Consider the following 22,506-nt stretch of genomic DNA (forward strand, 5'->3'; position numbering starts at 1 on the left):
AGGGACGTGGCATATTCTGTGCCGCGTCCCTTGAATGCTTTTGGAGAGCGTTTCCCATGCGCAAATATCTGATCTCTGCCGCTGCCCTGATCGCGGTCGCCGGCGGCACTGTTGTCATCGCCCAGGCCCCGATGGCCGTCCCCGGCAGCAAGGATGTCGCCAAGGTCACCGGCGGCACCTATAGCGTCGAACCCAGCCACACCCAGATCGTCTTCGCCTATGACCATATGGGCTTCACCAACAATATGGGCGTCATCACCCAGCCGACCGGCACGCTGACGCTGGACAAGGCCAACCTCTCGGCTTCGAAGGTGTCGATCACCCTGCCGATCGCCAACCTCACCACCGGCATCCCGGCGCTGAACGAGCATCTCGCCAAGCCCGAATTCTTCGACGCCGCCAAATTCCCGACCGCGACCTTCGTGTCGACCGGCGTGAAGCCCGACGGCGCGACCGGCGCGGACATCACCGGCAACCTGACCATCAAGGGCATCACCAAGCCGGTGACGCTGGATGCCGAATTCTATGGCGCCGGTGCGAACCCGATGAACAAGAAGGAGAATGTCGGCTTCGTCGCGACCGGCACGATCAAGCGCAGCAATTTCGGCATGGGCGGCTTCGTCCCCGTCGTCGGCGACAATGTCGAACTGAAGATCATCGTCGCCTTCCAGAAGTGATGCGATGATCCCCCGCCCGGCCCGCGCGATCCTGCTTCTGAGCGTGATCGCGTGCGGGCCGGCGGCGGCCAGTCCTGCTAGCGGCCCTGCGCTCTATGCGCCGGGCCGCTATCTGGTGGATGGCGCAGCGACCAGGGTCCACTTCCATGTAAAGGCCCTGGTCGGCGGCTATGAAGGCGATTTCACCCAGCCCGAGGGCATGGTGATGATCGACCCCGCCCGGCCCGAGCGGGCCGACGTCGATATCAGCTTCCCGGTCGAGAAGATGACCACGGGCGATGCTTCGACCGACGCCATGCTGAAAGGCGACAGCTTTTTCGACATGGCCCATTTCCCGATCGTGCGCTTCACTGCACAGGATGCGCCCCTCGTCGGCAGCGACAGCGCGACGATCATTCCCGGCGAACTCACCATGCACGGCCAGACCCGCGCGGTCGCCCTGTCGGTCCGGCTGACCGGTGTCACGCCCGACGAAGCGCCCGGCATCGCTACCCTTCACTTCACCGGCAGCATGACCGTCGAACGCAGCAATTATGGCATGGGCTTTGGCCGCCCCTTCGTATCCGACAAGGTCGACCTGGCCATCGACGCAATTTTCCGTCGCACCTGACGCCCCTTTTGCAAGAAACGGCTTTACGCTCCCCCTGTCCGCGTTTATGGGGACAGCATCATGCAGAGCGTCGCGCTTCTTACCCTGCTACGACTTACACGCCCTTAGGCGTGGCTTTTGTGCTGCCTTCCGGCTAAGGGCAGCGTCGATCCGCCTAAGGGCATTCATCACAGTCAAGTCGTACCCCGGAGCGCGCCATAGCGTCCCGAGCCAGGAAGTAGTTTGATCCCATGATGCTGACCGATCCTTCGCAGAAATACCGCCCCTTCCCCCAGGTGGACCTGCCCAATCGCCAATGGCCGTCCAAGGTCATCACCAAGGCGCCCCGCTGGCTGTCGACCGACATGCGCGACGGCAACCAGTCGCTGATCGACCCGATGAATGCGGAAAAGAAGCGCCGCTTCTTCGACCTGCTGGTCAAGGTCGGCGTCAAGGAGATCGAGGTCGGCTTCCCCGCCGCCGGCGCGACCGAGTTCGACTTCATCTCGGGCCTGGTCAAGGAAGGCGCCATCCCCGACGATGTCATGCCCCAGGTGCTGACCCAGGCGCGCGAAGACCTGATCGCCACCACCTTCGAAAGCCTGCGCGGAGCGAAGCAAGCCATCGTCCATGTCTATAACGCGATCTCGCCGGCCTGGCGCAACATCGTGTTCCAAATGGAACGCCCGGAAATCAAGCAGATCGCGATCAACGCCGCCAAGCTGCTGCGCGACAATGCGGCGCGGATGCCCGACACCGACTGGCATTTCGAATATAGCCCCGAAACCTTCTCGACCGCCGAGCTGGATTTCAGCCTGGAATGTTGCGAGGCGGTGATGGACATCCTGCAGCCGACACCGGATCGGCCGCTGATCCTGAACCTGCCGGCCACGGTCGAGTGCGCGACCCCCAACATCTATGCCGACCAGATCGAATGGATCTGCCGCAACATCTCGCGCCGTGACAGCGTGGTGATCTCGCTGCACACCCATAATGACCGGGGCACCGGCGTCGCCGCCGCGGAACTGGGCATCATGGCCGGCGCCGACCGCGTCGAAGGCTGCCTGTTCGGCAATGGCGAACGCACCGGCAATTGCGACCTGGTGACCGTCGCGCTCAACATGTACACGCAGGGCATCGACCCCGAACTGGACTTCAGCGACATCGATGAAGTCATCCAGACCGTTGAATATTGCAACCAGCTGCCAGTCCACCCGCGCCATCCCTATGCCGGCGAACTGGTGTTCACCGCCTTCTCGGGGTCGCATCAGGACGCGATCAAGAAGGGCTTTGCCGCGCAGGAAGCGCGCAACGACCTGTTCTGGAACGTCCCCTATCTGCCAATCGACCCCAAGGATCTGGGCCGCGACTATGAAGCCGTGATCCGCGTCAATTCGCAGTCGGGCAAGGGCGGCGTCGCCTGGGTGCTGCAGCAGGACAAGGGCTACAAGCTGCCCAAGCGGATGCAGGCCGACTTCTCGAAGGTGGTGCAGGCGCTGGCCGACCAGTCGAGCCGCGAACTCAATGCCGCCGACATCTCGGCCGCGTTCGACGTCCATTATCACCAGACCGGCGACCAGGCCTATAGCCTGATCGACTATCATGAGAGCGGCAGCGCAGGCGACCGCATCTTCACCGGCAAGATCGTCCATGAAGGCGGCGAACGCTCGATCTCGGGTCGCGGCAACGGCCTCATCTCGTCGGTGCTGGCCGCGCTGCGCGACGAACTGGGCGTGGTGTTGGAGGTCGCCGACTATAATGAACACGCCATCGGCGCCGGCACCGACGTGAACGCCGCCGCCTATGTCGAATGCCGCACCGCCGACGGCCGCACCGTCTTCGGCATCGGCACCGACAGCGACGTCGCGACCGCATCGGTCAAGGCCGTCCTCTCGGCCGCCAATGCGGTGGCTGTGCGAGGCTGATATCCATCCGTTCGCCCTGAGCGAAGTCGAAGGGCACGGCCGACCATCGGGAGGCCACTTCGCTTCGCTCAGTGTCGGGCTTCGACTTCGCTCAGCCCGAACGGATTAAAGATAGCCGTTACTTGGCCAGCGCCCGCACCACGCTGTCCCACTGGGCCAGCGAGGCGGAGATTCCCGCCACCGGCACCCGTTCGTTGAGGCCATGGGCAAAGCCGTCCTCGGCCTTCATGAACAGGCTGGAGACGCCATAGCTGGGAACGCCCAGCGCGCGGAAATAGAGGCTGTCGGTCGCGCCGGCCGACATGCCCGGCATCACCGTGATCGCCGGCGAACGCGCCTTGATCGCGGCGGCCACCGCCTTCATCACATCGTCGCGCAACGGCGAGGCATCGCTGCCGGTCGGGTCGTTGAGCGTGGTGAAGGTCGCGCTTTGATCATCCACCACCTTGACCAGTTGCGCCTTCACGTCGTCGATCTTTACGCCGGGAAAAATCCGGCAATTGACGCTGACCTTGGCACTTTGCGGCAGGGCGTTGAGCGCATGGCCGCCCGACAGCATGGTCGCGACGCAGGTGGTGCGCACCTGCCCGACAAATTCCGGCCGGCTCGACAATAGTTCCGCAGAGGCCGGATCCTGGGTCGCGGCATAGAGACGCATCGCCTCTCCCACGTCGCCGCCGATCCGCTGCGCCGACAGGCTGAGCGACGCCTTGGTCAGCTCGTTGATCATAGGCGGGAACCGATAGGCCGCGATCCGGTCGATCGCCTTGGCCAGCCGATAGATGGGATTGCCCGGCGTCGGCGCGCTCGAATGGCCGCCCGGATCGGTGAAGCCGATCTCGAAATCGGCATAGGTCTTCTCGCCCGCCTGCAACTGGTAGAGGACCGGCTTGCCCGTCTCGTCGAGCAGGCCGCCGCCGCCATCGCCGTTCAGCAGCAGCTCGGCATCCTTATATTTGGCCGCCAGCGCCTTGGTGGTGACCATGTTGGTCTCCTCGTCGCCCGACAGAAGCAGGATGACGGTGCGGCGCGGGGTCCATCCCTCCTTTTTGAGCTGCGCCAGCGTCGCGACCATCATCGCGACATCATATTTATTATCTTCCGACCCGCGCCCGAAAATATAGCCATCCTCCTCGACCGGGACGAAGGGATCGCGTGTCCAGTCGGCCCGATTGGCGGCCACCACGTCCATATGACCGATCATCAGCATCGGCTTCAGGCTGGGGTCGCGCCCCTTGATCGTCGCCGCCAGGGTCGCGGTCTCGCCCATCGGGGTGATGACGATATCGGCATCGGCAAAGCCCGCCTGCTTCAGCACCGACGCATAATAGGCGGCCAGCGCAGGCACCTGCCCCGCCCCCTCGACGGTTTTGAACGCGACCGATCGCTTCAATATCTCCTTGGCCGCGCCGGCATCCGCTGCCGCCTGCGCCCCGACTGGCATTGCCAGCACCACCCCCGCCAGCAATATCCCCCGCAATTGCATATATTTATACTCCCTGATGGACCCGAGCGGCGATTGTGGCATAGCGGATCGCGCCGTTCCATGCGTTTGATCGGACGGCGCGCGGAAAGAGGGCCACCTTATCCGCACTGAACCCCTTGAAAGAATTGCTTGCGCGCAATCGGATAGATGCCATCCGATATAGCGCGCCGGTCGTCCAAAGGAAAAATGCCATCATGGCCCTCAATTATCGCAGCTTCGGCTTCCAGGTTCTGCTCGGCATGGTCGTGGGCCTTGCCCTCGGTCTCGTCGCGCGCCAGATCGGCGCGGGTCCGGATGGCGACCTCAACTGGCTGGCGACCACCCTCAAGACGGTCGGATCGATCTTCGTCTCGCTCCTGAAGGCGATCGTGCCGCCATTGGTGTTCGCCGCGATCGTCGCGTCGATTGCCAATCTGCGCGCGCTCGACAATGCCGCCCGGCTTGCCGGCCAGACCCTGCTCTGGTTCGCGATCACCGCACTGATCGCGGTCAGCATCGGTCTCGCCATCGGCCTGATCGTGCAGCCGGGCGCGGGCCTGCACGGCACAGCGCTCGCCATGGGCAAGGCGGATTCGGTCGGCGGCTGGCTCGATTTCCTCAAGGGCCTGGTGCCCGGCAACAGCCTAGCCCTGTCGGGCAGCACCAAGATCACCGACGGCAGCGCCAGCACCAGCATCTCGTTCAACATCCTGCAGTTGCTGGTCATCTCGATCGCGGTCGGCCTTGCCACGCTGAAGGTCGGCGACAAGGCGGAGCCCTTCCTGTCCTTCGTCCGCTCGCTGCTCGCCGTCGTCCGTGCGATCCTGGGCTGGGTCATCCGCCTGACGCCGATCGGTTCGGCCGCGCTGATCGGTACCGCGATCGCCACCTATGGCTGGAGCGCGCTGGCGCAGCTCGGCACCTTCACCGCCGCCATCTATCTTGGCCTCGGCCTCGTCCTGCTGGTCGTCTATCCGCTGCTGCTGATCGCCAATGGCCTGAAACCCGGCCCCTTCTTCGCCAAGGCTTGGCCGGCAATCCAGCTCGCCTTCGTCTCGCGCTCGTCGGTCGGCACCCTGCCAGTGACCGAGACCGTGACCGAGCGGCTGGGTGTCGACAAGGGCTATGCCGCCTTCGCGATCCCGCTCGCCTCGACCACCAAGATGGATGGCTGCGCCTCCATCTATCCGGCACTGGCAGCGATCTTCGTTGCGGGCTTCTATGGTATCCCGCTGCACTTCATCGACTATGTGCTGATCGTCTTCGTCTCGGTCATCGGCTCGGCCGCGACCGCTGGCCTGACCGGCGCGATCGTGATGCTGACGCTTACCCTCTCGACGCTGGGCCTGCCGCTCGAAGGCGCCGGGCTGCTGCTGGCGATCGACCCGATCCTCGACATGGGCCGCACCGCCGTCAATGTCGCGGGCCAGGTGCTGGTTGGCGTGATCGCCGCCAAGCGCGAGGGCATTCTCGACGAGAGCGCCTATTATGGCGAAGGCGAACTGGTCGCCGCCTGATCGAAAACCGGGCGGCGCGGGCATTCCGTGCCGCCGTCAGGGCAGTTGGCCGCGCCCGGTCGCCGTCCAGTAGATGCCGCCCATCAGATGGTCGAGATAGCGCGGATCGCGATACATCTCGCCATTATGGCCCAGCGTGGTGACGAACACCCGCCCCTTCTCATACGCATGATACCAGGCGACGGGATGCTCCCGCCCCATCGGCCTTGCCACCTGCCCCGGCCAGATTTTGGTCGGGTCGTAGCTGCTTTCCTCGACATTCAGCACCGGATGGATCGTCACCTTATAGGGGTTGGCGGTCACATAATATTCGTCGGTCCAGATCCAGCGATCGGGCAGGCCATAGGTGGCAGGAAAACCCTTGTCGGTCGGCGTCACCACCGCCGTCTGCACCATCGGATGGATGACGAAGCTGCGCCCGACCATCTTCTCGTACCAGGCCCACTCGCCCGGCGGGGTGATGAGCGCGCGATGCACGACGATGGCATTGCCGCCCGCCCGCATATAGGCCTCGAACCTGGCGCGCTGGGCCGGGTTCAGTTCCTCGCCCGGCGTGTTGAGGAACATCACCGCCGCATATTGGCTGAGATCGCCGTCGAAGACGGACGTGTTGTTGGCCCAGGTGAAGCTGAAATCATGCAGCTTGCCCAGATGCTCCAGGTTGTCGCGCGCGATCGGTATATATTCATAATGATATTTGTTCGGGATGGCGAGGACGAGCAGCTTATACTGGTCCTCCGCCCGCACCGCTGCGGGCACCGACAGCGCCATCAGGGCAATGAGTGCCCCGACCTTGTTTCTCATCCGCCTGTCTCCTTCGCTCGCCTATCGCTAGGACAGGCGGCGACGGAAAGATAGCGCTCCCATGGTCGTAGTCAGCCCGGTAGCAGGCCGATCGCGTCCACTTCGACCAGACAGCCATGATGAAGTTCGGGTGCGGGCACTACCGTGCGCGCCGGCCGGGCATCCCCCATCATCTCGGCATAGATGCCGTTGAAACGCGGCCAATTCTCGACGCCCACGATATAGGCGGTGACGCGCGCGATCCGTTCCGGCCCGCATCCTGCCTCTGCCAGGATCGCCAGCATATTGCCGATCGCCAGCCGCGCCTGATCCTCGAACGACAGGTCGCTGCGTGGCCCCTGCCCTGCCACCACCGGCAATTGCCCCGATACGAAGACGAAGCCATTTGCAATCGTCGCCTGCGCATAATAGCCGGCGGGCGCCGGCGCCTTGTCGGTCTCGATCCGCTGCACGTTCATCACCATCCTCCAAATCGCGGCCAGACCGCTTCCACCGCACCGCTGCCCCCCCGCACCACATGATAGCGATCATGCTGCGCCCCGGTGGCACAGGCATGATTGGGCAATATCCGCACCCGATCGCCCACCGCCAGGTCCGGCAGAGCGCCAGATGCCCCCGGCCGCAGCGCGATGATGCCATGCTCCTGATTGGCATCGACCAGGACCAGATCGCCATAGGGCCGCCCATCCCGGTCGCAGACCAGGCCATAGCCCTGATCGACATCCTGTTTCGCCGTGCCGCGATCGCGCGACATCGCCATCCAGCCGGCATCGACCAAGATCCAGCCCTTGTCCCGTTGATGCCCGATCACCGTCGCCAGCACCGACAGGGCGATGTCGTCCACCGAACAGATGCCGATCCCGGCCATCACCAAATCGAAGAAGACGAAGACGCCGGCGCGCACCTCGGTCACGCCGCTCAGGTCCGTGGCATGATGCGCGGTGGGGGTCGATCCGACGCTGATCACCGGGCAATCATGTCCCGCCGCCCGCAAGGTCCGCGCCGCCGCCAGCACGGCATCCCGCTCGGCATCGGCGCAGGCGCGCAGTTCGGCATCGCCCCTTGCGCCATAGCTGCCGCCGGCATGGGTCATCACGCCGCGCAATGCCCCGCCCTGTGCCAGCGCCGCGCCGATCGCCCGCAATCGCGCCGCATCGCCGGGCTGCACGCCCGACCGATGGCCGTCGCAATCAATCTCGATCAGGGCCGGAATGGCGGTACCGGCCGCGCGCGATGCGGCCGCGACCGCCTCCGCCTGCTCGACCGAATCCAGCACGATCGCCAGATCCACGCCCTGCGCCCGAAGCGCCAGTATCTCGGGCAACTTGGCCGGGCTGATGCCGACCGCATAGAGAATGTCGCGCACCCCGGCCGCCGCAAAGCGGCGCGCCTCCTGCAGGGTCGATACCGTCGCCGGCCCCTGCGCCGTCGGCATCAGCCGCAGCGCGACCTCGACCGACTTGGCGGTCTTGAGATGCGGCCGCATCCCCACGCCCAGCCCGTCCAGATGCGCGCGCAGCCGCGTAATGTTGCGATCCATCCGGTCGGCATCCAGCACAAGGCAGGGTGTTGGCAAGGTATCGAGCGAGGCGGGATCGTCGAAAAGGGCTGACATAAAAAGCTCCGTTGCTGATCCGCAGATTGCCGAGATGCGGCGGCTTTTCAACGGGCTCGACGGATTTCGGCGATTTTTCCTCCGCCGTCACCGCCCCCTTGCCCGACTCACCTCATTCCGTTATTTCTGTTTTTACAGAAAGGAATGTCATGCCACTTCTCGACCATCCCGATGCCAAGGCGTTCCTGCTCCACTGGGGCGAGATGGGCACCCAATGGGGCGTCAACCGGTCGGTCAGCCAGGTCCATGCGCTCCTCTATCTGTCGGACCATCCCCTGCCCGCCGACGAGATTGTCGACCAGCTTGGCCTAGCCCGCTCCAATGTCTCGACCGCGCTCAAGGAACTGCAATCCTATGCGATCGTCCGCCGCGTCCATGTGGAGGGCGACCGGCGCGACCATTTCGTCGCGGAAACCGATCTGTGGGAAATGCTCACCCGCATCGCTGCCGAGCGCAAGCGGCGCGAAATCGATCCGACCATCGCCCTGCTCAACGACCTCGCCCAGCGCCTCGCCAAAGATGAAAGCTGCCCGCCCCATGTGCGCGAGCGCATCACCCGCATGCATGAATTCATGTCGACGCTCGGCAACTGGTATGAGCAGGTGAACAAGCTGCCCAAGTCGACCCTGATCGCCCTCATGAAGCTCGGCAACAAAATTGCCCGCTTCATCCCCACCGGCAAGAGCAAGGACTAGTCGCTGCTGATCGATGCGCCCTGACGCCCGATCGCGCCCGCCAGTTTCGGAGTTTACAGAAATGTCTGATATAAACGACGAAAACCCCGATCCCGTTGCCCCGATCCCCCGCACCGGATCGGCCCCGCTGCGCATCGCCTCGGCGGTCGCGCTGGCCATGGCTTTTGCGATCGGCGTCTATCTGCTGCTCGACGCCACCCGCGTGAATGGCCTTGTCAGCTTCACCTTCCTGCTGCTCCTGCCGGCCGCGCTCACATCTTTCGTTGCCTATGTCGGCGATCCCTGGGCGGAGCGGTCGCGCCGCTATTATATGATGATGCCGCTCTGGCTGCTGGGCGCCACCATCCTCCTGTCCGTCCCGGTGCTGAAGGAAGGGGTGATCTGCATCGTCATGCTCGCCCCGCTGTGGATCGTCAGCGGTCTGGCAGGCGCCTATGCCACCTACCGGCTGCGCGGCCGGGCCGGCGATCGTGGCACCAGCTATTGCATGGCGGTGCTGGCCATGCCGCTGATCGCGATGCAGGTCGAACCGATGATCCCCCTGCCCGACGCCACCGCCACGGTCAGCCGCTCGATCATCGTGGAGGCCAGCCCGGACCGGATCTGGCCGCTGCTGCGCGGCATTCCCGATGTCCGACCGGGCGACGGCACATGGACCTTCACCCAGGATGTGCTGGGCGTGCCCCGACCGCTCGGCGCGCATATGCTGGGCGACGGGATCGGCGCGGTCCGCATGGCCGACTGGGGCCGGCAGGTGCGGTTTCGCGAACATATCATCGACTGGCAACCGGGCCGCAGCATCGGCTGGCGCTTCGATTTTCGCGGGCTCGACGCCTGGCAATTCACCGACCGGCACCTGATGCCCGACAGCGCCTATTTCAAGGTGACGACCGGCGGCTATCGCATGGAACCGGCCGGCCCCGGCCGCACCCGCGTCATCATCGACACCCATTATTGGATGCAGACCCCGGTCAATGGCTATTCCCGGCTGTGGGGCGAACTCTTCCTGGGCGACATCGAAAAGAACCTGCTCGCCCTCATCAAGCAGCGCGCCGAACGACCGGTCGCGCCCACCATCCTCTGACCGCTACAAGGAGATGAACCATGGTTGAAACCGCCTATGCCCTCTATCTGGTCATCACGCTCGCCATCACCATCTGGGTCGCGCGCACCCTGTCGAAAAATGGCGAGGTCTTCCTGACCCAATGTTTCGGCCATGATGCGCAACTGGCCCAGTCAACCAACCATCTGCTCGTCGTCGGCTTCTACCTCGTCAATATCGGCTTCATCACCCTGACGCTCAGCCTGGGCAAGGAACCGACCAGCTATGCCGAAACGATCCGCTTCCTCAGTGCCAAGATCGGCCTCGCCGTGCTCGTGCTGGGCGGCATGCATTTCTTCAACATGGGCGCGATCGCCCATTTCGGTCGCAAGGTGAATGGCTGGTTGCACGACGGCCATCCCCAGGCCGCCTGATCGCTCGTCGGGAGGGTGCGCCCCACCCTCCCCCTTTTCGGGAGGTTCCGATGTCCCATGCCGATCCTGCCCATCTTCGCGGCGCCGGCCGCGCGATCCTAACCGCCGGCCCGCTATTCGTGACGCTCTATCTGGCGGCCGATCTCTATCGCCGCATACCCGATGCCATCACGGTGGATCTGGGCATCTTCATCATCCTGCCCCTCATATTGCTCTTCGCGTTGATCTTCGGCCCCTTGGCTGCCGCCATCCCAATCATCATCGGGACGACGTCGATGCGCGTCCTGGCATATCATTGCCCCCTTTTTGCACCCCGCGCCTTCTGGTTGCTCGCCGGTGCCGCCATCGGCTTCGGCGTGGCTTATGGCTGCGACCTACTGGGGGAAGTCCCCGATTTGAGCTTTGCCCTGATCGCCACCAGCGGCCTCAGCGGCTGGCTGGCCTACACGCCGGAATAGTATTTCCGCGCCCCTGTCCTATTGAACCATGGCCCGCTATACTGATTGCATCTCATAACAATATGTCCCACTGGCGTTCGGAAATTGCCGAATGTGCGGGAAAAGTGCGAAGTTAAGCGAAATATGTCCAATCATCAGATCCATGTCATCGGCGGCGGTCTCGCCGGTTCGGAAGCCGCCTGGCAGCTCGCCCAGGCCGGTATCAAGGTTCGCCTGTCGGAAATGCGCGGCACCGGAGAGATGACCCCGGCGCACCAGACCGATGGGCTGGCGGAACTGGTCTGCTCCAACAGTTTCCGGTCCGATGACGCGGACAAGAATGCCGTGGGCCTGTTGCATCAGGAAATGCGCCGCCTCGGCTCGCTGATCATGGACCGCGCCGAACCGGCCAAGGTGCCGGCCGGCTCCGCCCTGGCGGTCGACCGCCATGTCTTTTCCGACGGCGTCACCCGCGCGCTGGCCGAACATCCCAATGTCGAGATCGTGCGCGAGCGGATCGACACGCTGCCCACCGAAGGCATGACCATCGTCGCCACCGGGCCGCTGACCGCCGCCGCGCTCGCCAGCAGCATCGGCGAAGCCGCCGGCATGGAGCATCTCGCCTTTTTCGACGCGATCGCGCCGGTCATCCATTTCGACAGCATCGACATGGAAGAATGCTGGATGGCCAATCGCTGGGACAAGATCGGCCCCGGCGGCGGCGAGGGCAAGGACTATATCAACTGCCCGATGAACAAGGAGCAGTATCAGGCCTTCGTCCAGGGGCTGCTCGACGGCGAGAAGACCGAGTTCAAGGAATGGGAGTCGAGCACCCCCTATTTCGAGGGCTGCATGCCGATCGAGGTGATGGCCTCGCGCGGGCCGGAAACGCTGCGCCACGGCCCGATGAAGCCGATGGGGCTGGACAATCCCAAGACCGGCCGCTGGCCCTATGCCGTGGTCCAGCTGCGCCAGGACAATGCGTCGGGCACGTTGTGGAATATGGTCGGCTTCCAGACCAAGCTGAAGCATGGCGCCCAGGTCGAGCTGTTCCGCACCATTCCGGGCCTGGAAAAGGCGGAGTTCGCGCGGCTGGGCGGGCTGCATCGCAACACCTTCATCCAGAGCCCCAAGCTGCTCGATCCGACGCTGCGCCTCAAGAGCGCGCCGCATATCCGCTTCGCCGGACAGATGACCGGGTGTGAGGGCTATGTCGAAAGTGCCGCCATCGGCCTGATCGCCGGGCGTTTCGCCGCGGCCGAGATATTGGGCCAGGACCTGGCGCCGCCGCCCGCCGACACGGCGCTCGGCGCGCTGCTCGGCCATGTCACTGGCAATGTCGAGACCGCCGACTATCAGCCGATGAACGTCAATTTCGGCCTGTTCCCGACGCTGGACGACGTCAAGAAGAAGCAGCGCAAGGAAGCCTATACCGCCCGCGCCCGCGCCTCCTTCGGTCGCTGGCTGGGTGAGGTGGTGGAACCGGCCTGACCCGTCCGGGACAGGCTCAGCATTTGCAGCGTGGTTTCACCGCGCGCTTCGGCGCAGTCGTGGCGAATTCGGCCGGGGTCAGCTTGCCGTTCTTGTCGGCATCAGCCCCGGTGAAGCGGTCCGCGGTCGCGACCGCCCATTCCTCGAACGACAGGAGATTATCCTTGTTCGTGTCGAGTTGTTTGAAGGCGGCAGTGCGGCTGCCCAGCATCTCGATCCGGCTGATGATGCCGTCGCGATTGCGGTCATAACGGGCAAAGCGCTTTTCCTCGCGGCTCTGCGGACTGGTCTCGCCGGGCATTGGCGGCGCCTCCCCGACCGCATCGGGGTCGCCCTCCGGCAAGACTTCGTTGGCTGGCGGCGGCGGCGGCGCGAGCAAAGCCTTGGGCGGCGGCTCGTTGGTCGCCCGCCCCTGCCACCAGAACAGGCCCGCCGCGACCAGCAGCAAAGCCCCCATGCCACCTGCCAGCAACCGTCCCATCGCCCGCTCCCCACTTCGTGACGGCAGCGAACCTATCGCGATCGACTAGCGCCCGACAAGCGCGATCCGCATCAGCCGCCAGGCCATGTTCCGCGTCAGCCCGACCGGCGCCCGCTGTCCCCGCTCGACATCGTGCCGCGCCAGCAGATAGGCGATGCGCAGCGGCTTCCACGCCCTGGGCCACGCCGGATCACCAACCTGCGGCAACAGGTCGCGGGCCAGGCCAATGGCGGCGTCCGCCAGCGCCTCGTCGCCGCTATGGGCGGACAGATCCCACAAGGCCCAGACCTTGCCCGCCGCGATCAGCCAGTCGGGCGCATCGGCTACATCGGCCAATGCCTGGAACAGCCCGCCGCCGCGGCCGGCGGCATAGTCGCGCAGGCCGGTGAGATCGATCTCCGACTCCACCACCAGCACTTCCCAACCATCGAGCATCGCCGGGATACCGGGCGCGGCCAGCGCACCGATCGCGCGCAGCCAGTCGACCACCGGCTCGCCCTGTCCCTTGACGCCCGCCTCGTCCATGACGACGCCCAGCCACCAGGCGAGGCGCATCTGCCCGATCGCCGCATCGCTGGTTGTTCGCGCAATTTGCGCAAAGCGCTGGTCCAACGCCCAGAGCGCCCGATGCCGCTCGGCAAGGCGCCCGGCATGCCCGGAAAGCAGGCGCGCCAGCGGCGCCAGATCGTCCGTGCGATCCATCATTTCGATCCCGATCTAAAAATGGCTTATCAATCCTTTAACCAGACTTCGCATAGAGACCCTAACCAGTCCCGTTGCATAGCCGACGATGGCCCTGTCCAGATTTCTGGGGGGAAACGGGCGACATGGGTGAATGCGGAACATGGGCAAGCAGATCAAGCGCGCGATGACATTCCTTGGCCGGCTTCGGCGCAACCAGGCGGGCAACACGCTCGCCATGGTGGCCGCAGCCATCATCCCGCTCGCCGGCCTGATCGGCGGCGGCGTGGACATGAGCCGCGCCTATATGGTCCGCGCCCGGATGCAGCAAGCCTGCGACGCCGCAGCACTGGCGGGACGGCGTGCGATGACGACCGCGTCAATGACCGATGACAACAAGGCCGAGGCGAAGAAATTCTTCGACTTCAACTTCCCGCAGCAGACCTTCGGCGCCGCCAGCTTCACGCCCGTGATCCAGAGCAAGCCCGGCGAGACGACCACGGTCCAGGTGTCGGCTGCGACCACCATCCCGACCACCATCATGCGCATCTTCGGCGTTCAGACATTGTCGCTGGCAGTGAACTGCGATTCCCGCTTCGACATCGGCAATACCGACGTGATGCTGGTGCTGGATACGACCGGATCGATGGCAGATTCCATTTCCAACGGCTCTGGTGGCAGCGTCGTGAAGCTCGCGGCGCTTCAGCAGGCCGTGAAGGACTTCTACGATACGCTGGGTCCTGGTTCCGACAGCAGTGGCCGCATCCGCTATGGGTTCATGCCCTATAGCAGCACGGTCAATGTCGGCTACCAATTGCCGACGGAAGATTTAATTGGCGGGACTTCTGGCGACACGTGGAATTATCAGACCCGTCGCGCAATCTATGAAACAAGTTCGCAACCTGTAATCTGCTATCGTCGCTACGGCTTGAACAACTGCTATGCAACATCGACAGATGCCAATGCCGCAACAACATCCTCAACGCTATCCCCGTCAAGTTGCACGTCCTATTCCAATAATAACGGAAACGGCAATCCATTAAACTCCGGAAGCGCTCCATCAACGGTGGTGACGACGACTTATAGCTATGATTCCTTCAATGGCTCTACATCATCGCCATCGGGCAGCAACAATCGCAAGTGCGTTCGCAAGGAAAGCGCCGTCACGAAAACATATTCCAGAACAAATTCGGGTAATAGCGATACCAAGTTCTATTCATGGGAATATGGACAATATCCGGTTGATCTAACCGGTGTGATCGCCGGCAACAGCGTTGCAAATCCTAGCTATAATGCCAGTTCGCCAAACGACGTGAACAGTACCGCTGTGGCATCGACTATGAAATGGTCCGGTTGTATCGAGGAACGCTCCACCGACAGCAATATTTCGGCCACCACGTCCACTGCCTCCATCCCAAGCACAGCTTTCGATCTTCAGATCGATACGGCTGCAACGGATACAGAGACAAGATGGCGCCCCCATCTCCCGCAGGTCGAATTTAAGCGCAACGGTCGTTGGATGAATGACAACATCGATAACACAAAGGCTCTAAAGGCCGAAAGCGACACCTATCGCGCAGGTTCTGGCGGCTGGAACGCATGCCCGAGTCAGGCGCGAAAATTGACCAGCTATGCCAGCCGCACTGCGATACCAACCGGACAGTCGAGTAGCTACGACAGCTACGTCGATGGATTGGTCGCAGTAGGAGGCACTTATCATACCATCGGTATGATGTGGGGCGCCCGATTCCTGTCACCGACCGGCATATTTGCGGATGAAAATGCTTCAGCTCCCAACGGTTTCAACATTTCGCGGCACATCGTGTTCATGACGGACGGAACAATGAGCGCCTATAACAACGTCTATGGCGCTTGGGGCTATCAGTCACTCGACCAACGCGACGGGCCATCAGGAGCATCCAATAGCGACCTGACCGCCATCCACAATCGCCGCATGGAAATGATGTGCAATGCCATAAAATCCAGAGGCATCACGATTTGGGTCATCGGCTTTAGCAATTCAAACGTCATGAGCACGGAACTGCAGAATTGCGCCAGCAGCGCCAATCACTGGAGCATGAACTATTCAGCCGCCCAGTTGAAAACGACGTTCCAGAACATCGCCAAGAATATTGGCGGCCTGCGGTTGTCGAACTGATGCCCCGCCCTCTCCACCTCCCCCGTGATCTACAGCATGATCAACGTGGCGCGACGCTGATGGAGTTCGGCCTGATCGTCACGCCCCTCTGCCTGTTCATCATGGGCGTCGGCGACTTGGGCTATCAGTCCTATCTGCGCTCGGTGACCCAGGGTGTGCTCGACAGGGCCGCCCGCGCGGCATCGGTCGGGACACTCAACAGTACCCAGATCGATGCCTATATCGATGCGCAGATGCAGGCGATCAACAGCAAGAACGGCTCCACTTCGGTGACCAAGAAGAGCTATTACAACTTCTCGCGCGTGGGAAAGCCTGAAAAAATCACCACGGATACGGCACCGCTTGGCAGCTTCAACACGGGCGATTGCTTCGAGGATTCCAATGGCAATGGCAGTTACGACAGCAGCGCAGGATCCACTGGTCTTGGTGGTGCCGATGATATCGTCTTCTATCAGGTGACAGTGTCCATGCCCCGCCTGTTCCCGATGGCCAAGCTGCTGGGCTGGAGCGCGACCCAGACCGCCACGGCCAACGCCACCATCCGCAACCAGCCTTGGTCCAACCAGGCAACATTGCCGATCATCTGCACATGAAACCGACCCACCTCCCCCTTGCGCGCTGGGCGCGCCGTCTGCGCGACGATCAGTCCGGCCTGGCCCTGATCGAATTTGCCTATTCGTTGCCGGTGCTAATGGTCCTCTCCATGGGCGGACTGGAAATCGCCAATTTGGCAACCGCCCATATGCGCGTTAGCCAGATCGCGATGCTGGTAGCCGACAACGCCTCGCGCGAGCGAACCTCGATTGACGAGGCGGATATCAACGAAATCTTCACCGGCGCCGAACTGGCCGGCGCCAACCTCAAGGATTTCAAGGCGAATACCCGCATCTTCCTGTCCGACCTGGAGCCCAATACCCAGACCGGCACCAAGGCAGGGCAATATATTCGCTGGCAGCGCTGCTGGGGTGGCGGTACCTTTACCTCCACTTACGGCAAGGCCGGCGACGGCACCAGCGACGCCACATTGGCGGACGGGCTTGGCCCCACCGGGACCAAGATCAAATCAGGCAGCGGCACGGCCGTGATGTTCGTGGAAGTGGCCTATACCTATCAGCCGCTGGTCTCCAACAGCATCTTCGGCACGAAAGTCATCCGCTACACCAGCGCGTTCAACGTGCGCGAACGGACCGACCAGGCAATGAAAAATGCCGGCAACCTGTCCACCTCGCAGACTGCAGCCTGCTCCTGATAGCCGGCCACCATAGGTCTGATTAAAAAAAGGGGCGATCCGATCGGACCGCCCCTTTTTCATTCTTACTTGTAGCAGACCTTCTTGGCCGCTTCGACCACGCGGGCCGTGTCGATCAGTGCCAGCTTTTCGAGGTTGGCGGCATAAGGCAGCGGCACATCCTCGTTGGTAACGCGCAGGACCGGGGCGTCGAGATCGTCGAAGCCCTTTTCCATCACGACGGCAGCGATTTCCGACGCGATCGAGCAGGTCGGCCAGCCTTCTTCCACCACCACCAGGCGGTTGGTCTTCTTCAGGCTTTCCAGCACGGTCGCGGTATCGAGCGGACGCAGCGTGCGCAGGTCGATCACTTCCGCATCGATGCCCTCGGCAGCAAGCTGCTCGGCCGCGTCGAGCGCCAGGCCCACGCCGATCGAGTAGCTGACCAGGGTCACGTCCTTGCCCGGACGCATGATGCGCGCCTTGCCGATCGGCAGGACATAATCGTCGACCTTGGGCACGTCGAAGCTGCGACCATAGAGAAGTTCATTCTCCAGGAACACGACCGGGTCGGTCGAGCGGATCGCGGCCTTCAGCAGGCCCTTGGCGTCGGCCGCGTCATAGGGCGCGATGACGATCAGGCCGGGAACGGCGGCATACCAGGGACCATAGTTCTGCGAGTGCTGCGCGCCGACGCGGCTGGCCGCCCCGTTGGGACCACGGAACACGATCGGGCAGCGCATCTGGCCACCGGACATATAGTTCGTCTTGGCCGCCGAGTTGATGATGTGGTCGATCGCCTGCATGGCGAAGTTGAACGTCATGAACTCGATGACCGGGCGCAGGCCACCCATGGCCGCGCCCGAACCGATGCCGGCAAAGCCATATTCGGTGATCGGCGTGTCGATGACGCGCTTGGGACCGAATTCGTCGAGCAAGCCCTGGGTCACCTTGTAGGCGCCCTGATATTCGGCGACTTCCTCGCCCATCACGAAGACGCGCGGATCCGACCGCATTTCCTCGGCCATGGCGTCGCGCAGCGCTTCGCGCACGGTGGTCTTGACGAACTCGGTGCCGGCCGGGAGGTCGGGATCCTGCACGGTCGCCTTGGCTTCCGACGCCAGCTTCGACGTGCCGCTTTCCGCCTTCTTGGGGGCTTCTTCGGCCTTGGGCGCTTCTGCCTTCGGCGCAGGTGCCGGAGCAGCTTCGCCGCCCTCGCCCGCCATCGTCGCGATAACGGTGCCGACCTTCACGCCTTCGGTGCCTTCGGCAATCACGATCTGGCCGATCTTGCCTTCGTCGACGGCTTCGAATTCCATCGTCGCCTTGTCGGTCTCGATCTCGGCGAGGATGTCGCCGGACTTCACTTCATCGCCTTCCTTCACCAGCCACTTGGCCAGCGTGCCCTCTTCCATCGTCGGCGAGAGCGCCGGCATCTTGATTTCGATACCCATTAATATTGCTCCACCAGCACGTCGGTATAGAGTTCATGCATCTCAGGTTCGGGCGAGGTTTCGGCGAAATCGGCCGCTTCGGCGACGATCTTGCGGATATCCTGGTCGATGACCTTGATCTCGTCCTCGCTAACGCCGGCGTCGATCAGATATTTCTTCACGCCCTCGATCGGGTCGCTGTTGTCGCGCACAGCCTGAACCTCGTCACGTGAACGATATTTCGCCGGATCGGACATGGAGTGACCGCGATAGCGGTAGGTCTTCATTTCCAGCAGGATCGGGCCATTGCCGCCCTGGACCCACTTGAGCGCTTCCTCGGTCGCACCGCGCACCGCCAGAACGTCCATGCCATCGACCTGGATGCCGGGGATGCGGAAGCTCTCGCCACGGCGATAAAGCTGGTCTTCCGACGAGGCGCGGTTGACGCTGGTGCCCATGGCATATTGGTTGTTCTCGATCACGAAGATGATCGGGAGCTTCCACAGTTCGGCCATGTTGAACGATTCGTAGACCTGGCCCTGGTTGGCCGCGCCGTCACCGAAATAGGCAACGCACACACCGCCATCATCATTATATTTGTGGGCAAAGGCCAGGCCCGCGCCGAGCGACACCTGGGCGCCGACGATGCCGTGGCCGCCATAGAATTTATGCTCGACGCTGAACATGTGCATCGAACCGCCCTTGCCACGCGAAATGCCGGCTTCGCGGCCGGTCAGTTCGGCCATGATGACCTTGGGATCGATGCCATAGGCGAGCATGTGACCATGGTCGCGATAGCCGGTGATCACGCTGTCCTTGCCGGGCTTGAGCGCCGACTGGATGCCGACCGCAACCGCTTCCTGGCCGATATAGAGGTGACAGAAACCGCCGATGAAACCCAGACCATAAAGCTGGCCGGCCTTTTCCTCGAAGCGGCGGATCAGAACCATCTGCCGATAGAATTCCAGCAGCTCTTCCTTGCTGGCCTTGTAGTCGGTGGGCGTTTCGGGGCGCGGACGATTATGGTCCGCACCGGCCGGCGCTGCGGCCTTTGCCTTTGCGCTGTCGGCGCGCGGCGTGGTTGGTTTCGCCAAGGCTATTATCCTTTTGCGTGGGTAGGATGGAAGGAAGCCCGATATGCGTCAGAGTTGCATAGATTGCAACGGCGGACCCCACGGAATCCCGGCATAATGAATATCCCGAGTGCAAAAACGACAATCCATGACAACGCTGTCGAAAACGGGCCACGAACGGCTGGCAACAAAATGTTGCCGCGATAGGATTTTACCAAATAAATGGAAAGCGCACCCCGTCGGGATGCAGATCAGTTCAGCGGAACGATCACTTCATCATGATGAATCACGCCAAGCTGGCGACGGATCAGTTCGTCCGACAGGTCAGGATCGACGCGGCGCGGATTGAGCAGGTCGACCCGGTTGCGCAGCTCCTGGCGATGCAGCTGGACGATCTTGAGTTCAGCCTTCGCATCGCGCAGCTGGCGCGAATAATCGCCCCAGGCAAGCACGCCATTGGAGCCGAGGACGACATAGCCGGCGAAGAACAGCAGCAATAGCACCGCGATTGCCGGCCCGAGGGCCGACATCAATAGCATGCGGAGCTTCGCGATATGCGCCATGAACTGCTTGAATCACAGGATTCGGCCGGTCGCAAGCAAAAATATGCCCGATGCGACCAGCCGAATCCCTAACCTGAAATTAGCCGTGGATCAGCGGAAGATCGAACGACCGGCATAGACCGCCATGTCGCCCAGTTCCTCTTCGATGCGGATCAGCTGATTATACTTGGCAAGCCGGTCCGAACGGGCGAGCGAGCCGGTCTTGATCTGACCGCAATTGGTGGCGACGGCAAGGTCGGCGATGGTCGAATCCTCGGTCTCACCCGAACGGTGCGACATGACCGCCGTGTAGCGGGCACGGTGCGCCATATCGACGGCGGCGAGCGTTTCCGACAGCGTGCCGATCTGATTGACCTTCACCAGCAGCGAATTGGCCAGCCCCTTGCCGATGCCCATCGACAGGCGGGCCGGGTTGGTGACGAACAGATCGTCGCCGACCAGCTGGACCTTGTCACCGATCTTGTCGGTCAGCGCCTTCCAGCCCTCGAAATCATCCTCGCTCATGCCATCTTCGATCGACTTGATCGGATAGTCGGCGGCCAGCGCGGCGAGATAGTCGGCCATTTCGACCGGCGAGAGCGACAGACCTTCGCCCGAAATCTCGTACTTGCCGTTCTTGAAGAATTCGGTCGCGGCACAGTCCAGCGCCAGCACGACATCGTCACCGGGCTTGTAGCCGGCCTTTTCGACCGACAGCATGATGAAGTCGAGCGCATCACGGGTCGAGGCGATGTTGGGGGCAAAGCCGCCCTCGTCACCGACCGAAGTGGCCAGCCCCTTGTCGTGCAGGCCCTTCTTGAGCGTGTGGAAGATTTCCGAACCGATGCGCACGGCGTCGGCGATGCTCTCCGCACCGACCGGCATGATCATGAATTCCTGGAAGTCGATCGGGTTGTCGGCATGCTCGCCACCGTTGATGATGTTCATCATCGGCACCGGCAGGACATGCGAGGAGACGCCGCCGACATAGCGATAGAGCGGCAGGCCGCGCGCGTCGGCGGCGGCCTTGGCAGTGGCCAGCGACACGCCCAGGATCGCGTTGGCGCCCAGACGCGACTTGTTCTCGGTGCCGTCGAGCGCGATCATCGCGGCATCGACTTCGCCCTGGTCCTCGGCGTCGAGGCCGATGAGCTGCTCGGCAATCTCGTCATTGACGGCGGCGACGGCCTGAAGCACGCCCTTGCCCAGATATTTGCTCTTGTCGCCGTCGCGCTTTTCGACCGCCTCATAGGCACCGGTCGACGCGCCCGAGGGCACGGCGGCGCGGCCGAAGCTGCCATCTTCCAGCATCACATCGACTTCGACGGTCGGATTGCCGCGGCTGTCGAGAATCTGGCGGGCGTGGATATCGAGAATGGCGGTCATGATCGCTCCCTGATCTGGGCCCGGACACGCGCCGGGCGGCCTTTTCGCGGCCCCGCTTAGCCAGCAGCCCCAAACTTGGCAATCCGGGGGACTTGCCATCGGACAAAAAATGCCGATGCTCAAAATAGTAACGGCGCCGGAACTGTAGGCCGCCGCCAAGCATTAGGATCATGACAGCCCGCCCCGCGCGGGACCATGAGGTTGAGCTTTAGGGAGACTTTGGACAATGGCCGACACCCCGGAAACCCCGCCCGTCAAGCGCGTGAAGAAGGCGGTTGCCGCCAAGGCGAAGCCGGCGTCGACCAAGGCCTCCACCCCGGCCGTCAAGGCCGCGCCGGTGAAGAAGGCCGCCACCCGCAAGGCGCCCGCAAAGCCCGGAAACGGGGCCGCCCATGGCTGGTCCGCGCAGATCGCCCCGATCAAGGCGCAAGCCGAAAAGGCCGCCAAGGCCGCGACCGACAAGATCAATTCGGTCGACTGGAAGGCGCATATCGACCCGATCAAGGAGCAGGCCGGCAAGACTGCAAAGTCTGCGGCGAGCAGTGCCAAGGACAAGACCGGTTCGGCGATGCAGAGCCTGTCGAAGCTGATTGCGGATACCGCCGGCACGGTCGATGCGAAGCTGGGCCCGCAATATGGCGACTATGCCCGCCAGGCAGCGGAATCGGTGGCCAGTGCCGCAGATACGCTGGATAGCAAGGACGTCGACCAGTTGATGACCGAGGCGCGTGATTTCGTGCGCAAGAGCCCGGCCGTTGCCATCGGCGCTGCCGCCGTGGTCGGCTTCGTGCTGATGCGCCTTGCCAAGGGATCGTCCGACAGCGACGCCTGAC

General features: G+C 63.1%; 23 protein-coding genes. 13 read left to right on the plus strand and 10 right to left on the minus strand.

Features of this window, described 5'->3' with window-relative positions; all coding sequences use genetic code 11:
• Window positions 1–56 precede the first annotated feature (56 nt).
• From E5554_RS18230 to leuA, 3 genes are all read left to right on the plus strand, one after another.
• Entirely contained in the window at window positions 57–677 is a 621-nt protein-coding gene (locus tag E5554_RS18230; protein ID WP_136187658.1) for a YceI family protein, read from the plus strand.
• A gap of 4 nt (window positions 678–681) precedes the next feature.
• A complete protein-coding gene (locus E5554_RS18235; RefSeq protein WP_136187659.1) occupies window positions 682–1,287 on the plus strand; it encodes a YceI family protein in 606 nt (201 codons plus the stop codon).
• Window positions 1,288–1,517: 230 nt separating this feature from the next.
• Window positions 1,518–3,191, plus strand: coding sequence for a 2-isopropylmalate synthase (gene leuA / locus E5554_RS18240; protein WP_136187660.1), 1,674 nt, complete (start codon window positions 1,518–1,520; stop codon window positions 3,189–3,191).
• Between the two features lie 118 nt (window positions 3,192–3,309).
• On the opposite strand, the gene E5554_RS18245 is transcribed toward leuA, so the two are convergent.
• A complete protein-coding gene (locus E5554_RS18245; protein WP_247594300.1) occupies window positions 3,310–4,677 on the minus strand; it encodes a M20/M25/M40 family metallo-hydrolase in 1,368 nt (455 codons plus the stop codon).
• Window positions 4,678–4,871: 194 nt separating this feature from the next.
• Here E5554_RS18245 and E5554_RS18255 point away from each other — a divergent pair, with 194 nt between their 5' ends.
• The gene (locus tag E5554_RS18255) at window positions 4,872–6,173 is read left to right on the plus strand and encodes a dicarboxylate/amino acid:cation symporter (protein ID WP_136187661.1); all 1,302 of its coding nucleotides are present in this window, start codon (window positions 4,872–4,874) and stop codon (window positions 6,171–6,173) included.
• 36 nt (window positions 6,174–6,209) lie between these two features.
• On the opposite strand, the gene E5554_RS18260 is transcribed toward E5554_RS18255, so the two are convergent.
• The 3 genes from E5554_RS18260 to E5554_RS18270 form a co-directional block, all read right to left on the minus strand.
• Window positions 6,210–6,977 (minus strand): ThuA domain-containing protein, encoded by a 768-nt coding sequence (locus tag E5554_RS18260; RefSeq protein ID WP_136187662.1) that lies wholly within the window; start codon window positions 6,975–6,977, stop codon window positions 6,210–6,212.
• 71 nt (window positions 6,978–7,048) lie between these two features.
• Window positions 7,049–7,435: a RidA family protein gene (locus tag E5554_RS18265; protein WP_136187663.1), complete on the minus strand. Its 387-nt coding sequence runs from the start codon at window positions 7,433–7,435 to the stop codon at window positions 7,049–7,051.
• Entirely contained in the window at window positions 7,435–8,592 is a 1,158-nt protein-coding gene (locus tag E5554_RS18270) for an alanine racemase (RefSeq protein ID WP_136187664.1), read from the minus strand. The genes E5554_RS18265 and E5554_RS18270 overlap by 1 nt, the downstream gene beginning before the upstream one ends.
• A 149-nt stretch (window positions 8,593–8,741) precedes the next feature.
• On the opposite strand from E5554_RS18270, the gene E5554_RS18275 reads away from it, so the two are divergent.
• From E5554_RS18275 to trmFO, 5 genes are all read left to right on the plus strand, one after another.
• Window positions 8,742–9,287, plus strand: a complete 546-nt coding sequence (locus E5554_RS18275) for a MarR family transcriptional regulator (RefSeq protein WP_004211810.1) — start codon at window positions 8,742–8,744, stop codon at window positions 9,285–9,287.
• Window positions 9,288–9,348: 61 nt separating this feature from the next.
• A complete protein-coding gene (locus E5554_RS18280; RefSeq protein WP_136187665.1) occupies window positions 9,349–10,371 on the plus strand; it encodes an SRPBCC family protein in 1,023 nt (340 codons plus the stop codon).
• Between the two features lie 20 nt (window positions 10,372–10,391).
• Window positions 10,392–10,763, plus strand: a complete 372-nt coding sequence (locus E5554_RS18285; protein WP_136187666.1) for a hypothetical protein — start codon at window positions 10,392–10,394, stop codon at window positions 10,761–10,763.
• Between the two features lie 50 nt (window positions 10,764–10,813).
• Window positions 10,814–11,221: a hypothetical protein gene (locus tag E5554_RS18290; RefSeq protein WP_136187667.1), complete on the plus strand. Its 408-nt coding sequence runs from the start codon at window positions 10,814–10,816 to the stop codon at window positions 11,219–11,221.
• A gap of 123 nt (window positions 11,222–11,344) precedes the next feature.
• Window positions 11,345–12,691 (plus strand): methylenetetrahydrofolate--tRNA-(uracil(54)-C(5))-methyltransferase (FADH(2)-oxidizing) TrmFO, encoded by a 1,347-nt coding sequence (gene trmFO, locus E5554_RS18295; RefSeq protein ID WP_048937311.1) that lies wholly within the window; start codon window positions 11,345–11,347, stop codon window positions 12,689–12,691.
• A gap of 16 nt (window positions 12,692–12,707) precedes the next feature.
• Here the strand turns inward: trmFO and E5554_RS18300 are convergent, their stop codons facing one another.
• Together E5554_RS18300 and E5554_RS18305 are read right to left on the minus strand one after the other, a co-directional pair.
• Window positions 12,708–13,172, minus strand: a complete 465-nt coding sequence (locus E5554_RS18300) for a hypothetical protein (protein WP_136187668.1) — start codon at window positions 13,170–13,172, stop codon at window positions 12,708–12,710.
• 45 nt (window positions 13,173–13,217) lie between these two features.
• Entirely contained in the window at window positions 13,218–13,877 is a 660-nt protein-coding gene (locus E5554_RS18305; protein ID WP_136187669.1) for a hypothetical protein, read from the minus strand.
• Between the two features lie 139 nt (window positions 13,878–14,016).
• On the opposite strand from E5554_RS18305, the gene E5554_RS18310 reads away from it, so the two are divergent.
• Genes E5554_RS18310 through E5554_RS18320 form a run of 3 tightly spaced genes read left to right on the plus strand, consistent with a single transcriptional unit; the run spans window position 14,017 to window position 17,260 of the window.
• Complete coding sequence (locus E5554_RS18310) at window positions 14,017–16,011, plus strand: TadE/TadG family type IV pilus assembly protein (protein ID WP_136187670.1); 1,995 nt, start codon at window positions 14,017–14,019, stop codon at window positions 16,009–16,011.
• Between the two features lie 59 nt (window positions 16,012–16,070).
• A complete protein-coding gene (locus E5554_RS18315) occupies window positions 16,071–16,604 on the plus strand; it encodes a TadE/TadG family type IV pilus assembly protein (RefSeq protein ID WP_247594301.1) in 534 nt (177 codons plus the stop codon).
• Entirely contained in the window at window positions 16,601–17,260 is a 660-nt protein-coding gene (locus E5554_RS18320; RefSeq protein ID WP_125987297.1) for a pilus assembly protein, read from the plus strand. The genes E5554_RS18315 and E5554_RS18320 overlap by 4 nt, the downstream gene beginning before the upstream one ends.
• A 65-nt stretch (window positions 17,261–17,325) precedes the next feature.
• Here the strand turns inward: E5554_RS18320 and E5554_RS18325 are convergent, their stop codons facing one another.
• The 4 genes from E5554_RS18325 to eno all read right to left on the minus strand — a co-directional run bounded on the left by E5554_RS18325 (window position 17,326) and on the right by eno (window position 21,673).
• Window positions 17,326–18,693, minus strand: coding sequence for a pyruvate dehydrogenase complex E1 component subunit beta (locus E5554_RS18325; protein WP_136187672.1), 1,368 nt, complete (start codon window positions 18,691–18,693; stop codon window positions 17,326–17,328).
• On the minus strand, window positions 18,693–19,766 hold the full coding sequence (pdhA, locus tag E5554_RS18330; RefSeq protein ID WP_136187673.1) for a pyruvate dehydrogenase (acetyl-transferring) E1 component subunit alpha: 1,074 nt from the start codon (window positions 19,764–19,766) through the stop codon (window positions 18,693–18,695). The genes E5554_RS18325 and pdhA overlap by 1 nt, the downstream gene beginning before the upstream one ends.
• A gap of 230 nt (window positions 19,767–19,996) precedes the next feature.
• Window positions 19,997–20,308 (minus strand): septum formation initiator family protein, encoded by a 312-nt coding sequence (locus tag E5554_RS18335; protein WP_004211795.1) that lies wholly within the window; start codon window positions 20,306–20,308, stop codon window positions 19,997–19,999.
• Window positions 20,309–20,398: 90 nt separating this feature from the next.
• Window positions 20,399–21,673: a phosphopyruvate hydratase gene (gene eno, locus E5554_RS18340; RefSeq protein ID WP_037521021.1), complete on the minus strand. Its 1,275-nt coding sequence runs from the start codon at window positions 21,671–21,673 to the stop codon at window positions 20,399–20,401.
• A 226-nt stretch (window positions 21,674–21,899) separates the two neighbouring features.
• On the opposite strand from eno, the gene E5554_RS18345 reads away from it, so the two are divergent.
• Window positions 21,900–22,505, plus strand: a complete 606-nt coding sequence (locus E5554_RS18345; protein WP_004211793.1) for a hypothetical protein — start codon at window positions 21,900–21,902, stop codon at window positions 22,503–22,505.
• Window position 22,506 lies beyond the last annotated feature (1 nt).

Source organism: Sphingobium sp. PAMC28499 (assembly GCF_004795815.1).
Classification (GTDB): domain Bacteria; phylum Pseudomonadota; class Alphaproteobacteria; order Sphingomonadales; family Sphingomonadaceae; genus Sphingobium; species Sphingobium yanoikuyae.